The 14624-nt window shown below is 47.3% G+C and carries 16 protein-coding genes; 12 read left to right on the top strand and 4 right to left on the bottom strand.

Going from position 1 to position 14624, the window contains the following annotated elements; genetic code table 11:
• Positions 1-8: 8 nt before the first annotated feature.
• From recD2 to CHL76_RS04710, 10 genes are all read left to right on the top strand, one after another.
• A complete protein-coding gene (gene recD2 / locus CHL76_RS04750) occupies positions 9-2303 on the top strand; it encodes an SF1B family DNA helicase RecD2 (RefSeq protein ID WP_079476894.1) in 2295 nt (764 codons plus the stop codon).
• Between the two features lie 49 nt (positions 2304-2352).
• A complete protein-coding gene (locus tag CHL76_RS16965) occupies positions 2353-2520 on the top strand; it encodes a hypothetical protein (RefSeq protein ID WP_158219069.1) in 168 nt (55 codons plus the stop codon).
• An 87-nt stretch (positions 2521-2607) separates the two neighbouring features.
• A complete protein-coding gene (gene alaS, locus CHL76_RS04745) occupies positions 2608-5250 on the top strand; it encodes an alanine--tRNA ligase (protein WP_094907990.1) in 2643 nt (880 codons plus the stop codon).
• Positions 5251-5388: 138 nt separating this feature from the next.
• A complete protein-coding gene (locus tag CHL76_RS04740; protein WP_079476892.1) occupies positions 5389-5658 on the top strand; it encodes an IreB family regulatory phosphoprotein in 270 nt (89 codons plus the stop codon).
• Positions 5655-6080: a Holliday junction resolvase RuvX gene (ruvX, locus tag CHL76_RS04735; protein ID WP_079476891.1), complete on the top strand. Its 426-nt coding sequence runs from the start codon at positions 5655-5657 to the stop codon at positions 6078-6080. Before CHL76_RS04740 ends, ruvX begins: the two co-directional genes overlap by 4 nt.
• Positions 6081-6097: 17 nt before the next feature.
• Positions 6098-6388 carry a DUF1292 domain-containing protein gene (locus CHL76_RS04730; protein ID WP_094907989.1) on the top strand — a complete coding sequence of 97 codons (291 nt, stop codon included), beginning with the start codon at positions 6098-6100 and terminating at the stop codon, positions 6386-6388.
• Positions 6389-6498: 110 nt separating this feature from the next.
• Positions 6499-7599, top strand: a complete 1101-nt coding sequence (gene mltG, locus CHL76_RS04725; RefSeq protein ID WP_094907988.1) for an endolytic transglycosylase MltG — start codon at positions 6499-6501, stop codon at positions 7597-7599.
• Positions 7600-7619: 20 nt separating this feature from the next.
• Positions 7620-8276 carry an O-methyltransferase gene (locus CHL76_RS04720; RefSeq protein ID WP_094907987.1) on the top strand — a complete coding sequence of 219 codons (657 nt, stop codon included), beginning with the start codon at positions 7620-7622 and terminating at the stop codon, positions 8274-8276.
• 74 nt (positions 8277-8350) lie between these two features.
• Complete coding sequence (gene greA, locus CHL76_RS04715; protein ID WP_079476887.1) at positions 8351-8827, top strand: transcription elongation factor GreA; 477 nt, start codon at positions 8351-8353, stop codon at positions 8825-8827.
• Positions 8828-9072: 245 nt separating this feature from the next.
• Complete coding sequence (locus CHL76_RS04710; RefSeq protein WP_158219068.1) at positions 9073-9816, top strand: YrrS family protein; 744 nt, start codon at positions 9073-9075, stop codon at positions 9814-9816.
• 56 nt (positions 9817-9872) lie between these two features.
• Here CHL76_RS04710 and CHL76_RS04705 read toward each other — a convergent pair whose 3' ends face one another.
• Positions 9873-10088, bottom strand: a complete 216-nt coding sequence (locus tag CHL76_RS04705; RefSeq protein ID WP_094907986.1) for a DUF2536 family protein — start codon at positions 10086-10088, stop codon at positions 9873-9875.
• A gap of 80 nt (positions 10089-10168) precedes the next feature.
• Here CHL76_RS04705 and mtnN point away from each other — a divergent pair, with 80 nt between their 5' ends.
• Positions 10169-10858, top strand: coding sequence for a 5'-methylthioadenosine/S-adenosylhomocysteine nucleosidase (gene mtnN / locus CHL76_RS04700; RefSeq protein ID WP_079476884.1), 690 nt, complete (start codon positions 10169-10171; stop codon positions 10856-10858).
• A gap of 28 nt (positions 10859-10886) precedes the next feature.
• Here the strand turns inward: mtnN and CHL76_RS04695 are convergent, their stop codons facing one another.
• Positions 10887-11528 (bottom strand): NUDIX hydrolase, encoded by a 642-nt coding sequence (locus CHL76_RS04695; protein WP_079476883.1) that lies wholly within the window; start codon positions 11526-11528, stop codon positions 10887-10889.
• Between the two features lie 64 nt (positions 11529-11592).
• Between CHL76_RS04695 and CHL76_RS04690 the strand changes: the two genes are divergently transcribed.
• Positions 11593-11790 carry a hypothetical protein gene (locus tag CHL76_RS04690; protein ID WP_079476882.1) on the top strand — a complete coding sequence of 66 codons (198 nt, stop codon included), beginning with the start codon at positions 11593-11595 and terminating at the stop codon, positions 11788-11790.
• An 82-nt stretch (positions 11791-11872) separates the two neighbouring features.
• Here CHL76_RS04690 and CHL76_RS04685 read toward each other — a convergent pair whose 3' ends face one another.
• Complete coding sequence (locus tag CHL76_RS04685; protein WP_094908031.1) at positions 11873-13855, bottom strand: S9 family peptidase; 1983 nt, start codon at positions 13853-13855, stop codon at positions 11873-11875.
• A gap of 445 nt (positions 13856-14300) precedes the next feature.
• The gene (locus tag CHL76_RS04680) at positions 14301-14606 is read right to left on the bottom strand and encodes a HesB/YadR/YfhF family protein (RefSeq protein ID WP_094907985.1); all 306 of its coding nucleotides are present in this window, start codon (positions 14604-14606) and stop codon (positions 14301-14303) included.
• Between the last annotated feature and the right edge of the window lie 18 nt (positions 14607-14624).

Raw genomic sequence — 14624 nt, 5'->3', positions numbered from 1 at the left:
GTGGTGCTATGGAGAACGGATATGATGAACAGGAGCTGCTTGAACCCTATGTCCTCGGAACAGTGCAGCACGTTATATTCCGCAATGAAGAAAACGGCTATACGGTAGCGAAAGTAAAAATTAAAGAATCGATACCCGCCTTTGAAGAAACCACAACGACTATCGTTGGCATCCTTCCGACAGTGGAGGCAAACGAACGATATCGTTTTAGCGGTGAAATTAAACAGCATCCGCGCTTTGGCACCCAGTATCAGGTCGTCTCATACCAGAAAGAGATACCGACCGAACGTTCCGCATTAATTGATTATTTATCGAGTGACCGGTTCCCGTACATCGGGCCAAAAACAGCAGAAAAACTGGTCGATCGCTTTGGGGCCAGAGTGATTGATGAAGTGCTCGAACGTCCGGAAGCCCTCGAAAAGATTCCTGGCCTGAACGAAGAAAAACGTAAACAAATTCGTACCGCCATGCTCGAAAATCAAGGTATGGAGCATGCCATGACGCTTTTAGTGCGCTACGGATTCGGTACGGACCTTGGCGTGAAAATATACAACCAGTACCGCGAGCAGACCCTTGACATCATTCAGCATGATCCGTACCAGCTTGTCTGGGACGTAGACGGTGTTGGCTTTACGAAAGCAGACCGTCTAGGGGAAAACACCGGCATACAAAAAAACGACCCAAGCCGTTTAAAGGCAGGGGTGTTGTTTGAGCTGTACGAGCGGACGATGCAGGACGGGCATGTGTATATCCCAAAGCAGCAGCTGCTCGATAGCGCAGAGCAGCTGCTTGCAGACCCTGCCGTTACCATTGATCAGCAGGAGCTGAAGCTTGTACTGCAGGAGCTCGTAAACGAAGAGCGGGTGCAGATCGACGATAGCCGTGTTTATATCGCCTCTTTGTATTTTGCGGAAAAAGGTTTTTCAAGCAGGGTACATAAGCTTCAGGAGGAAGCGGAGGAAAAAGAATATTCCCAGGCGGATCTGCTGCAGGCACTCGGGGAAGTGGAGGAGAAGTTCGATATTGAGTATGCTGATCAGCAGAAAGAAGCGATACAAACGGCTATGGAAAAACCATTGATGCTTCTTACAGGAGGGCCGGGGACTGGCAAGACCACGATCATCCGGGCCATTGTAGAAGTGTACGCCTCCCTCTACGATATTTCTCTTGATCCTTCGGAATATTCGGGGAAGAAGCCTTTTCCAGTATTGCTTGCAGCCCCGACCGGACGGGCGGCAAAGCGAATGAAAGAATCCACCGGCCTGCGGGCGGTGACAATTCATAAGCTGCTCGGATTCAGCGGAGAAGGGGAAAATGAGCTGTTTGAAAAGGATGAGTACGAGCCACTTGAAGGGGAGCTGCTGATTGTTGACGAAGTTTCGATGGTGGACATGTGGCTTGCCAATCAGCTGATTCGGGCGGTGCCGAAAGGAATGAAAGTAATTTTTGTTGGGGACGAAGACCAGCTGCCTTCGGTAGGCCCGGGCCAGGTGCTCGGAGATCTTCTTGAAGCAGGTACCATACCAACTGTGAGCTTATCAGTGGTATACAGGCAGACGAACCAGTCATCAATTGTAGAATTAGCCCATGCGATGAAAGAAGGAGGGCTGCCGGACGACTTCGAGCAGCCGTTTGAAGACCGCCGGTTTTTCCCGTGCTCAAAATCACAGGTGGCCGATGTGGTGGAGAAAACGTGTGCCGGCGCCATCCGGAAGGGCTACGATCCCATGGATATTCAGGTGCTTGCCCCGATGTACCGGGGGGAGGCGGGCATCCACGCCCTGAACGAACGTCTGCAGGAGATGTTTAACCCCCGGACGCCGCAGAAACGGAGTGTAACCTTCGGTGACGCTGTTTATCAGAAGGATGATATCGTTCTTCAGCTTGTAAATAACGGCGAAGAAGGCATATATAACGGGGACAAAGGCGTGCTCGAAACTGTCTTTGAAGCAAAAGAAACTGTCGATAAAGAAATGCAGGTTGTTTTTTCCTTTGACGAAAAGGAAGTCAGTTACACGCGCCAGGACCTCAAACAAATCACTCTTGCCTACTGTACTTCTATTCATAAGGCGCAGGGAAGCGAGTTTCCCATTGTAGTTGTGCCGATGCTGATGTCCTACCGGCGGATGCTGCGCCGTAATTTGTTGTACACAGCGATCACACGGGCGAAGGATTATTTAATTCTCTGCGGCGAAAAAGAAGCGTTCATGTATGCCGTAAAGCAGGAATCAAAAAATGAACGCTATTCGTACCTGAAGGAACGACTGAAACACCGGGAAGAAGATCCGGAAGACCAGGCTTGACAGAAAATACGGTTTCCGATATAACTGAAACAGAATAACAAAAACAGTGATGGAACGAGTACGGCGGGTATATTCACACAGAGACCGGCAGCAGCGGCTGAAACTGCCGGAGAATAACCCGCCCGAACGCTGCTCCGGAGTGCAGGCAAACCCTGCCGGATCATCCACGTTACGGATGCTGAGTTGGCCGCTTGATATGTGGCAACCAGGGTGGTAACGCGAGCACACTCGTCCCTGTTTTCAGGGGCGGGTTTTTTAATGTGATATAAACGAAAGTGAAAAATTCACGGGAGGCTGATCAATAATGCCAGCATTAACATCTACTGAAGTCCGGCGGCGCTTTTTGGACTTTTTTGAGGAAAAAGGACACACGATTGAACCGAGTGCTTCGCTTGTTCCACACGAAGACCCGACGCTTTTGTGGATCAACAGCGGTGTCGCTACGATGAAAAAATATTTTGATGGCCGGGTGATCCCTGAAAACCCGCGCCTTGCGAACGCTCAAAAATCAATCCGGACAAATGATATTGAAAATGTCGGAAGAACAACGAGACACCATACATTTTTTGAAATGCTCGGTAATTTCTCGATCGGTGACTATTTTAAAAAGGAAGCCATCGAATGGGCCTGGGAATTTTTAACGTCAGAGCGCTGGATAGGCTTTGATGCAGACCGGCTGTCAGTTACCGTGCATCCTGAAGACGACGAGGCTTATCAATACTGGCGGGAAATCATCGGACTTCCTGAAGAACGGGTAATCCGGCTCGAAGAAAACTTCTGGGATATCGGCCAGGGACCGAGCGGGCCAAATACGGAAATTTTCTATGACCGCGGAGACGCCTGGGGGGACGATCCACGCGATCCTGAACTGTACCCAGGAGGCGAAAATGAGCGTTATTTAGAAGTATGGAATCTCGTATTTTCGCAGTTCAATCATAATGCCGATGATACGTATACACCTCTTCCAAAGAAAAACATTGATACGGGCATGGGGCTGGAACGGCTTGTAACTCTCGTTCAGGACGTGCCGACAAACTTTGATACTGATCTTTTCCGGCCGATCATCCGAAAGGTAGAAGAAGTGTCCGGAAGAACGTATGGAGAAAATGAAGAGCAGGACATTGCTTTTCGTTTGATTGCTGATCACGTACGGACAGTCAGCTTCTCCATCGGGGACGGGGCCCTGCCGTCCAATGAAGGACGCGGTTACATTTTGCGCCGCCTGCTCCGCCGTGCGGTACGTTATGCCGGCTGGCTCGGGCAGGAGGAGCCGTTTATGCACAGGCTTGTAGGCGTCGTGGGTGAGATTATGGAAGATTACTATCCGGAGGTTCGTGAAAAACAATCCTTTATTGAACGTGTGGTAAAAACGGAGGAAGAACGTTTCCATGAAACGCTGAACGATGGGTTGAAAATGCTGAAGCAGGTGACAGAAAGAGCCCGCAGCAAAGGTGAGACCGTTATCTCCGGCAAGGACGTATTCCGTCTGTATGATACGTACGGATTCCCGCCTGACTTAACGGCAGAATACGTAGTGGACGAAGGCTTTGCGGTAGATAACGAGGAATTCGAAGTGGAAATGGAAGCGCAGCGGAGCCGGGCGCGGGCTGCGAGAAAAGACAGCGGTTCGATGCAGACCCAGGAAGCACTTCTGACAGATATAGAAACGACCAGCACGTTCGTTGGCTACGAGCATTTTGATGTAGAAACAAATGTTCAGGCGCTGATCCACAACAAAGAAATCGTGGACACAGTCGGCGCCGGGGAACAGGTGCAGCTTATCCTGGAAAAAACCCCGTTCTATGCGGAAAGCGGCGGACAGGTGGCAGACCGCGGCACGATCGTAAATGAGGTATCAGGAGTGGAAGCGGTAGTGGAAGACGTTCAAAAAGCTCCAAATGGCCAGCATCTTCATACGGTACGGATCGAGAAAGGATCTCTTCGCAAAGGAATGCACGTCAGAGCATCCATCGAAGAAAATACGAGAAGCAGCATTATCAAAAACCACACAGCGACCCATTTGCTGCACCAGGCACTTAAGGACGTTCTTGGCGAGCACGTAAACCAGGCAGGGTCAATTGTGACGGACAACCGTCTACGCTTTGACTTTTCCCATTTCGGGCAGGTCACTGAAGAAGAAATAAAGCAGATTGAATACCAGGTGAATGAAAAAATATGGTACAACATGTCGGTTCTTATTGAAGAAAAAGGCATCAACGAAGCGAAACAGATGGGGGCCACTGCGTTATTTGGTGAAAAATACGGAGAAAGAGTGCGCGTGGTGCAGATCGGTGACTACAGTATCGAGCTGTGCGGCGGCTGCCATGTCGGAAGCACCTCCGAAGTTGGAGTGTTCAAGATTACAGGAGAATCCGGTATTGGGGCCGGGACCCGCCGCATAGAAGCTGTTACCGGCCGGTATGCGTATGAGTACGTTGAAAGCAGAATACAGCTGCTGGAGGAAACAGGAAGCATCGTCCGGGCCCGTGCTGTTGACGACATTCCACAGCGGGCAGAAGCTCTGCAGGAGCAGATCAGAAGCCTTCAAAAAGAAAATGAATCATTGTCGCAAAAGCTGAGTAATCTCGAAGCCGGTGATCTTGCAGACGCGGCAGAAGAAATAAATGGTATTCCGGTGATTGCCAAAGAACTTCCGGGAGCAGATAAAGATACACTAAGACAGACAGTAGACGAACTCAAGCAGAAGCTTGGAAGCGGTATTGTCGTGCTTGGAACATCGGAAGGAGAAAAAGTACAGCTCATTGCCGGCGTAACCAAAGATCTGACTGAACGGTATAAAGCAGGAGATATTGTGAAAAAAGCAGCAGAAGTGTGCGGAGGCGGGGGAGGCGGCCGCCCGGATATGGCTCAGGCAGGGGGAAAACAGCCCGAAAAGCTTGCCGAGGCATTAGAAGAAGCGAAGAAGTTTATCTTATCCCTTTCCTAATTGCCCCTATCTCATGTACAATATAATCGTCTATATAGTAACCATATTAATTACCACAGTATAGGAAGGGAGCTTCTCCTCCCTTCTGCTTTTTATGAAATGAAATTTCGTGAAAAGTCATCTGAGGAGGTGGAGGAATTGGATACGAACGACCGGACCGTACGTTTTAACCGAGAAGAAGATTCTTCCGACCCGAAGGCCGAAGAAGTTCTGCTCAGCGTGTATGAAGCGCTCGAGGAAAAAGGGTATAATCCAATTAATCAAATTGTGGGATATTTGCTTTCAGGCGATCCAGCTTATATCCCCCGCCATAAAGAAGCAAGAACGACCATCCGCCAGCTCGAGCGGGATGAATTAATTGAAGAATTAATTCGACACTATTTAAAGGATCACCAAATATCCTCGTGAAAAAAGCGCTTGGCATCGATGTCGGAAAGAAAAGAATCGGGATTGCCGTTTCCGATGCGCTTGGCTGGACAGCCCAGGGGATAGAAACGATTCATTTGAAAACGACAGAGCCGGACGAAGCCTTCCCGCGTATTCTTGAACTGGTCAAAGAAAATGAAATAGAGCAGCTTGTGGTCGGCCTTCCTAAAAACATGGACGGTACAATTGGCGGCAGGGGAAAAGAGTGCCAGGCTTTTGCAGAAAATCTTAAAGAATTTTCCTCCTTGCCGGTAGCCATGTATGATGAGCGTTTGACAACAAAGGCGGCAGAACGCACACTGTTACAAGCAGATGTCAGCAGGAAAAAGCGCAAAAAAGTCGTAGATAAAATGGCAGCTGTCATGATTTTGCAAAGTTATTTGGATCATCAATCAAACTTATAGTAAAGAGGTGAAATATAATGGCTGAGGAAGAAGAAAAAGAGCGAATTGTCATTCCGGATGAGGACGGCAATGAACATTTATTTGATATTTTGTTTACGTTCGATGCAGATGAAAGCGAGCAGTCTTACATTGTAGTAATCCCATCGAGCGATGCCGACAATGAAGAAGTGGAGGTCTTTGCTTTCCGTTATGAAGAGGAAGGTGAGGGCGACGAGTCGGATATAAACCTCTTCCCGATCGAGTCTGATGAAGAATGGGAAATGGTCGAAGAAATGGTAAACACGTACAGTGCTAACGAAATGGAGTAGAACCTGTTCTAACCGTAAAGGAAGCACACCGGATCTTCTTCCGGTGTTTTTCTTTATCATTATGCCTGCCCTGCAGCTGAGCCGGGGGGTTAAGAGGAGAACATCCATTCATGAAAACGCTCATATATTCATATACCGGGCGCCGCAGATCTAAAAAGAAAAAAGGGAAGGCGGGGCTCTATGGTCTGGGACTTATATTCCTAATGAGTGTCGCTGCGGGTCTCCTGTATGTGCTGTACATGCTTTTTCCGGTGGCGGAAAACAGCAGGGAAAAACAGACAGTAGTAATTGAACAGGGCACTTCGACGGAAGCAGCGGCTGAGCAACTTAAAAATCAGCAGCTGATCAGGCATGCTGGAGTGTTTCAATACTACAGCTACTTACGTCCAGATAGCCTGAAAGCCGGTACATACCGATTATCTGCTTCGATGAGTGCCGGGGAAATAGCCGGGGCGCTTGAAGCGGGGGAGCAGGCTCAGGAGCCGGTAGTTTCTATTACCGTTCTCGAAGGTCGGTCCTTGGAACAAATAGCACGAATCAGCGCAAAGAATGCTGATTTTTCAGAAGAAAAATTTATGGAAACAGCAACAGATGATTCGTTTATTCGTTCTTTAAGTGAATCATATTCATTTATACAGCAGCCGAACAATCAAAATGAAATTCGGTACGCGCTTGAAGGTTATTTATCGCCACAGACGTATGAGTATTACGGTGAATCGCCGGAAGCTGAAGTAATTATAAAGGATATGATTGAACGCACCAACAAAACTATGGTAGAATTTTCGAATCAAATCGCGGACAGCTCCTGGACAGTTCGTGAGATATGGACCATCGCCTCCATCGTAGAACGAGAGGCCATGCAGGCAGAAGACCGGGCTCCGATTGCCGGAGTAATCGAGAATCGGCTGGGGAAAAATATGCGCCTCGAGATGGACCCTACAGTAGCATATGCGCTCGGTGAACACAGGCTCCGTACATCCTTTAAGGATTTGCAGGTTTCTTCCCCGTATAACACATACCGGAACCGGGGGCTGCCTCCGGGACCGATTGCAAGTCCGGGAACGCAGTCGATACAGGCAGCTTTGAGCCCTGAACGCACAAAGGCACTATACTTTTATGCCCGCCCGAACGGGGATGTTATATATAACGAAACGTACGAGCAGCATACACGTACACAGAATAAGTATGAAAGCGAGTGGGAGAATCAATAGCTGGGAAAGCGGGCGAAAATATGCCGGATATAAACAACCATTTTATTGAATACCGAAAAGAATTGGGGCTCGGGCCCCGGCCGTGGTTTGAGGAAATGATGGAAGAAGCGGCACAGGACCGGGTCCCCATCATGGATGAAGAAGCGCTGCAATTCATGATTGGGCTGTTGCAGCTAAAACAGCCGGACTCAGTGTTGGAAATTGGAACTGCGATTGGCTATTCTGCTTTGCGTATGGCCGCTGCCCTGCCTGAAACGTCCATAATCTCGGTGGAAAAAGACGAGGAACGCTACAGGCGCGCAGAATATTACCGCCAAAACAGTCCGTGGCGGAAACAGGCTGCATTTATTCTCGGCGATGCTTTGGACCTGAAAGAGGAATTTTCAGAGAGAGGCACGTTTGACGCTGTATTTATAGATGCCTCTAAAGGACAATATCAGCAGTATTTTCAATTATGCGAACAGCTGCTGGCCCCTGGTGGGCTTGTTATTAGCGACAACGTACTGTTCCGCGGTTTGGTTGCGGACCCTGAAGCGGATATTCCTAAACGATTACAGCCGATGGTGAAGAAAATAAGGAAATATAACCGCTGGCTGGTGGAAAGAAAAGATTTTCATACCGATATTTTTCCTGTAGGGGACGGGGTGGCAATAAGCATTCACCTTCCGGGAAAGTGAGCAGTAAAACGTAAAATACTATAAAAGCAAGTTAAAATATGATACATTTTTATACTGAATAGAGGAGTGAAAATATGCCAGAAGAAAAACAGCATTTTATGACAGAAGAAGGCAGAAAAAAACTAGAAGAGGAACTCGAATATTTAAAAACGGAGCGGCGCCAGGAAGTCGTGGAGCGCATAAAAATTGCAAGAAGCTTCGGCGATTTGTCCGAAAACTCGGAGTACGACGCTGCTAAAGATGAACAGGCTTTTGTAGAAGGACGAGTTGGCCAGATTGAGCAGATGCTGAAAAACGCTGCTATTATTGAAGAAGATACAAGCAACAACTCCGTCGTGTCACTCGGAAAGTCGGTCCGGTTTAAAGAACTGCCAAATGGGGATGAAGAAAGTTATACGATTGTTGGAAGCGCGGAATCTGATCCGCTTGAAGGGAAAATTTCTAACGATTCTCCTATGGCCCAGAGTCTGCTTGGACGCCAGATCGGCGAGCAGGTTACGGTTTCAACACCAGGCGGGGACATAGAAGTGGAAATCATTGAAATCGCCTAGAAGTTCAACGCAGCAATGAAAACTAAAAACGGCGCCCTGTTTTGAGGATGTAAATCATAGGTCTATATTCCCTCGTTTTCCGAAAGTATTTCCTTTATGATAAAACATGTTACGTGCTCTCTGCAGGGCGTGTTTTTGTACTATAAAAGCAATACATACGATAGGGGCAGGTGAATCATAAGATGTCGAACAACAATTATAACGACGAATCCGGCTCACGCTTTCAAAAGAAAAGGAAAAAGAGAATGAATAATGTTTTAAATGCTGCGATCGGTGTAGTAGCAGTGCTTATTCTGTTCTTTGGGATTCTGTTGTTATTTTTCAATAATAATAATGAACAGGCTGAAGATAACGGAGAAGAAGTGGCAGACTCAACTAATACCGAAGAACAACAAAACGAAAGCGGACCGGAGGAGAATCCGGACACTTCTTCGACGGAAGAAACGCCGGAGAATAACGCAGACGAAGAGAATACAGCCGAGGAAAATGCGAACGAAGAAAATGCAGAAGAACCGGCAGGAAACTCTGAATCTGATTCTTCTTCCGAGTCTGATTCTTCTAATGAAGAAGCGGAAAGCGATTCTTCTGAGGAAGAAACATCTAGCGAAGATTCTTCTGAAGAGGAAGGCAGCAGCGCCTCCGAATCGGAAAACAGTGAAAGTGACGATACTGTACCATCCCAGGAGGATGGAGAATATGAGCCGGTAGGCACGGAACAGGAAAACTTCCAGGCAGACTTCACTGAAGGCGGCCAGAACTGGGAAGAGATGGAGGATGCTGTAGAAGCCGCCACAGGGTTGAGATCAACGGAAGGCAACAGTACTGTGCTTTGGAGGCTTGAAAACGGTGGTTCCCAGGATACCGCAAGAGCGGTGATCAGTGAGGACGCCAGCAGTGAAAATCCATACGAGGTACACATGGAATGGGTGGATGGCGAAGGCTGGAAGCCAACAAGCGTCGAGCGTCTCAGCAGTAACCAGTATAATTAATGAAAAACCGGCTTCCCTGGAGGAGGCCGGTTTTTTCGTGTATGGAGCATGTTAAGTTAAGAAGTTGGAATAGCACGGAAATGAACAACAGCAGTATAGATTGAATGACCGTTCTCCGAACGGGTATGCACGTGGTGCTGAACGTGATGGACCTCAAGCATAAGAGCCTCATTCTGTTCGATTTTTTGTTGAATGTCCGCCTCGAGTTGTTCAAGAGACAACGATTCAAAAAATTCTACTTTATCCCGGATTGTTTGAAGGTTTAAAGACATATGTATTCTCCTTTGCGTTATAATATACAGGGTAGTTTCACAAGTAATTATAATTGTAGATGATAAAGGTGGGTCCGCCAATGCGTTTAGGCATTATTGGAGCAATGGAAGAAGAAGTGGAGTATTTAAAAAGTTTAATGGAAAACATTGAAGAAAAAGAAAGCGGAGGCTGCTTTTTTTCTTTTGGGCGCTTAAACGGCCATGAGGTCATTCTGCTGCAGTCAGGCATCGGGAAAGTGAACGCAGCTATTGCCACTTCACTATTAATTGAGCTGTATAAGCCCGAAGCCGTAATTAACACAGGCTCAGCCGGAGGGTTTAACCCGGAGCTTTCTGTAGGAGATGTCGTGGTCTCCACAGAGGTGCGCTACAACGACGTGGATGCGACTGTATTTGGGTATGAATTTGGACAAGTGCCCAATATGCCCGCCGCTTATTCTGCAAGCCGAGAATGGATAGAAAAAGCAGAATCAGCCGCTTCGCAGGTAGACTTAAACACACGGACGGGACTGATTTTATCCGGGGATTCGTTTATGAGTAAGGCTGAGCAGGTGGAAAGCTTAAAAGCCCACTTTGATGAGCCCCAGTGTGCAGAAATGGAAGCAGGAGCAATTGCCCAGGTGTGCTACCGGTTTTCATGTCCATTTGTCATAATTCGTTCGCTTAGTGACATTGCAGGCAAAGAAGCAAAACAATCCTATGATGAATTTTTAAAGCATGCTTCAAAGCAGTCAGCGGATATGGTGATCGCGCTGTTGGCACAAGCCTGATACCATTTTTGATTCAGGCTCCAGGCTGTTACCGAAGAAGAGAAACGGTATGGCGAATGATTTGTGCTGTCAGTCCCCAAATAACGACATCCTGGTAGTGATAGACAAATTGGGGCAGTGTTGTAGTATTTGTACGATACGTTTCTTCATTTGGAATTAATGAAGTAGGGAAGCTGTCTGAAAAACGCATGCCCATGTAAACATTATGTTTTTCGGGCTCGTGATTTAGAAAGAAGTCAAGCGGCACGGTGAATAGCTCGTCTACTTCTGACGTATTGGGGGAAAAATTCCCCGAGTAGTCTACCTCTCCAATATAAGGATACACTATTCGTTGGAATGGCTGAACAACAACGTCTAAAGCCCCCCATACATCTAACGCAGAAGAGGGGATCCCGGTTTCTTCTTCGAATTCTCGAAGGCCTGCAGCAAGAGGAGAAGAGTCAGAGTCATCAATTTTCCCGCCAGGAAAACATATTTCCCCTGGCTGGGACTGCAGCGACCAGGCTCTACGCTCAAACATGATATGATATTTATTTTGTTGTTGAAGCAGGGGTACTACTACCGCTGCTTTTCGCATATGCTCTTCTCCCATTATAGCCGCAGAACGGGTGCGGATTCTGTTTCTCCAATAGCGGGCATTGTCCATAGTATCCTCCTTTTGAGGTATCATTGTTTTTCATCCTCTTGAATGTGGTATATACAGTTTATAGGATCATATTACAGGAGGGATAAAGATGTCAGAATCAGAACGTCTTAAAAATAAAGTGAAAAAAGAACAAAAACAGCAGCCGGATAAAAAGCCAGGCAATGAAGAGCCGCCTACAAGCAGTGAAGATCCAATCCCACTGGCAGACATGAAATACGAGGAAGAAGAAAACAGGAAAAAGCATAATACCAAGAAACGCTCCGGCAGTGAAGATAAAGATGACTGACGGCACATGTAAATGAAATCCCGCTTCAATGGAGAAGCGGGATCATTTTTATGCTGCACACTACCGAAAGCTTCGAGGAATATTATTTTTCTATATAGTGGTGAAACCAGTCGACCATATGATTTAGTCGTTCGATCCGCAGGGCGGGCGGACCGGAGCGGCTTAGTTCATGATTAGCTCCTGGAAAACGGAGAAAAGAAACCGTTTTGTTTAAATATTTCATGTTAATAAACAACTGCTCTGCCTGTTCCATTGGACAACGATAATCGTTTTCGCTGTGCATGATCAACAGAGGCGTATGAATATCTTTCACGTAACGGAGTGGCGAATGATGCCAGAGCTTTTCTGGATCCTGATGAAGCGGCACCCCAATCTCCCAGTCCGTGAAAAAGAAGCCGATATCACTCACTCCATAAAAGCTAAGCCAGTTCGAAATGGAGCGTTGGGTAACAGCTGCCTTGAATCGATTGGTATGGCTGATCATCCAGTTAGTCATGAAGCCGCCATAGCTCCCTCCGGTCACTCCCAGCCGGTTGCGGTCTATAAACTCGTAGCTGTCGACTGCGTGATCTAAAATGGCAAGCAAATCCTCAAAATCTTTCCCGCCATAATCCCGGCGGCACGCATCGGCAAAAGCCTGGCCGTAACCATGGCTCCCCCGGGGATTGCTGAACAGGACTCCGTAGCCCTCTGCTGCAAGCAGCTGAAACTCATGGAAGAATGTATGGCCGTACATCGCGTGCGGGCCTCCATGAATTTCCAGGATTAGCGGAAACGCCTGACCTTCTTCATAATTGACCGGATACATAATCCAACCGTGAACGTCCCAGTGGTCGCTTGTACGAACGGAAAGAGTCTCGGGCAAAGAGAGATCAACCTCTTTCAAAAAGCCGGCATTGACGTCTGTCAGCCGTACCCGGCCCTTGTCCTCGAGCCGGCGGCTGTAAAAATCCCCGGGGTTTGAAGGATCGCTGATGCCTAAAACAAATTGCTCGTTTTTTGGATGAAAGGAGAACGAAAAGACGTGATTGTCTTCATCATGAATGGCGGTAATTTCATTATGCATATCCATTTGATACAAACCGACTTTACCATTCTCGCTTGCCAAAAAGTAAATATGCTCCTGATCGCTTGACCATACTGGTTTATCAGAGGTATGCCCGGTTCTGATATCGCCGGTCATGTAGTCTCCTATCTGGACGTCCCACTTTAGTGTCATTCCTTTTCGTTCTTTTGTTAATGGATTGATCAGCCAGATTTGATTAATAGTGGCGCTTTTATACTCTAATTCGTGGCCAGTACATGCAATCCAAGAGCCATCCGGGGACCAGCTGGCATTAGTAAACATTCCCGAGGAGTCGGTCAGTTTAGAAATTTCTTTTGTTTCAACATTAAGTGTATACAGGTCCTGGACTGGAGAAATATCTTCGTCGCTGTTTCTGTTTGCTGTAAATACAATGAACTGGCTGTCCGGGGACCAATCGGGATCATGGTGATCATAGCTTCCGTTCGTAAGCAGGGAGGTTTCTTCCTGGTCAAATCGAAACAAGCCGATATGTGAGCGCCTGCCGTAATGAAAGCCGCGGCTGTCTGATTTATAACGAAGGCGGTCAATTTTTACAGCCGAAGGAGCACTGCTGGAAGAATCCTCTGATGCTGAAAGGAGGTCTTCTTCAGTGGCATGCTCTGTTTCAAACAGCAGTTTTTGGCTGTCCGGAGACCACACTGGGTTTGAGGCTCCGTGTTGAACAGAGGTAATCTGCTTTGGCTCTCCCCCTGAAGTGCTCATTACCCAGATTTGGTTAAGTCCCGAGCGGTTAGATACAAAAGCGAGGCTTGACCCATCCGGGGACCACCGCGGCGAAAAATTTGTGTAAGAGCCGAATGTCCATTGAACTGGCACATCATCCGTTAAATATTGCGTGTATATATTTGAATAATAGCTGTTCGTATCTGTTTGAATAGATTTTTGCACGAACGCATAACGCTCGCCGTCTGAAGAAAGGCGAGCATCGTCCACGACATGAATACGCTCTAAATCAGCTGCAGTTAAAGGTCTTTTCATAGACAACGTAGTATCCTCCTCATATTGTACCTGTGATGCTGTTCTTTTGGGAAAGGTTCCATGTATGTAGGGTACTTTTTTAGTATAGTAAAACGTATCGTAAAAAACAAACAAACTGCAAGGCTGAAAGTTCTGTGAAAAAACAGTGGAAGAACATCTGACACATATAATGAAAATCAGGGGGCGACTATGTACACTGATAAATAACAGGAGGCAGATGCTTCGTTCCAGCATTTCATTGTTGTTTTTTGCAGAAACAATCGAAATGGATCAGCCGGCATGGCTTTTCGTATTGGAGCAGGGCACGTCCTGTAAGCCGTGAATAACAGGCTCTCCTTTAGGCATCACTCTCTCTCCCTTGAAGCTGCAGGCACTTAGGCCTGCAGCCTTTTTTTGCTGACAGGGGAAAGTGACAGCCCTGAAATAAAAATGCAGAGTAGGTGCACTACTCTGCGTCGCTGCTTTCGTTATATTCAAACACAATGGTATCATGTTTCCGGCTGAAGCTGACGTGCAGGTTGTGTGCGCGTAAATACCAGCTGTCTGTATCCTCTACGTAAAAAGTGAGGCCTTCTTCTTCAGTCGTCACTGCCGGCTTCTCTGGTTTATCAAGAGCAATGCCCATAGAAAAGCCAGGATAGAGCTGGGGAGAACCACCATAGCGAACATAGAATCTTACAGAATCGCCGCTTTCCACATTTAGTTCTTCCTTCATCCATTTAACTGCGGGACGGGTAATTGTTATATCCATACATAAACTCCTTCAAAG

It is taken from the genome of Marinococcus halophilus (assembly GCF_002265875.1).
GTDB lineage: Bacteria > Bacillota > Bacilli > Bacillales > Marinococcaceae > Marinococcus > Marinococcus halophilus.
Note: the sequence above shows the minus strand (reverse complement) of the source record. Positions and strands in the feature narration are given on the sequence as shown.

What these genes read in the sequence shown, in the direction of transcription:
- mtnN (WP_079476884.1), top strand. Translation starts at nt 10,169, where the DNA reads ATGCGTTTAGGCATTATTGGAGCAATGGAAGAAGAAGTGGAGTATTTA.
- CHL76_RS16965 (WP_158219069.1), top strand. Translation starts at nt 2,353, where the DNA reads ATGGAACGAGTACGGCGGGTATATTCACACAGAGACCGGCAGCAGCGG.
- CHL76_RS04680 (WP_094907985.1), bottom strand. Translation starts at nt 14,606, where the DNA reads ATGGATATAACAATTACCCGTCCCGCAGTTAAATGGATGAAGGAAGAA.
- CHL76_RS04730 (WP_094907989.1), top strand. Translation starts at nt 6,098, where the DNA reads ATGGCTGAGGAAGAAGAAAAAGAGCGAATTGTCATTCCGGATGAGGAC.
- CHL76_RS04690 (WP_079476882.1), top strand. Translation starts at nt 11,593, where the DNA reads ATGTCAGAATCAGAACGTCTTAAAAATAAAGTGAAAAAAGAACAAAAA.
- CHL76_RS04685 (WP_094908031.1), bottom strand. Translation starts at nt 13,855, where the DNA reads ATGAAAAGACCTTTAACTGCAGCTGATTTAGAGCGTATTCATGTCGTG.
- CHL76_RS04710 (WP_158219068.1), top strand. Translation starts at nt 9,073, where the DNA reads ATGAATAATGTTTTAAATGCTGCGATCGGTGTAGTAGCAGTGCTTATT.
- recD2 (WP_079476894.1), top strand. Translation starts at nt 9, where the DNA reads ATGGAGAACGGATATGATGAACAGGAGCTGCTTGAACCCTATGTCCTC.
- CHL76_RS04695 (WP_079476883.1), bottom strand. Translation starts at nt 11,528, where the DNA reads ATGATACCTCAAAAGGAGGATACTATGGACAATGCCCGCTATTGGAGA.
- greA (WP_079476887.1), top strand. Translation starts at nt 8,351, where the DNA reads ATGCCAGAAGAAAAACAGCATTTTATGACAGAAGAAGGCAGAAAAAAA.
- CHL76_RS04705 (WP_094907986.1), bottom strand. Translation starts at nt 10,088, where the DNA reads ATGTCTTTAAACCTTCAAACAATCCGGGATAAAGTAGAATTTTTTGAA.
- mltG (WP_094907988.1), top strand. Translation starts at nt 6,499, where the DNA reads ATGAAAACGCTCATATATTCATATACCGGGCGCCGCAGATCTAAAAAG.
- alaS (WP_094907990.1), top strand. Translation starts at nt 2,608, where the DNA reads ATGCCAGCATTAACATCTACTGAAGTCCGGCGGCGCTTTTTGGACTTT.
- CHL76_RS04720 (WP_094907987.1), top strand. Translation starts at nt 7,620, where the DNA reads ATGCCGGATATAAACAACCATTTTATTGAATACCGAAAAGAATTGGGG.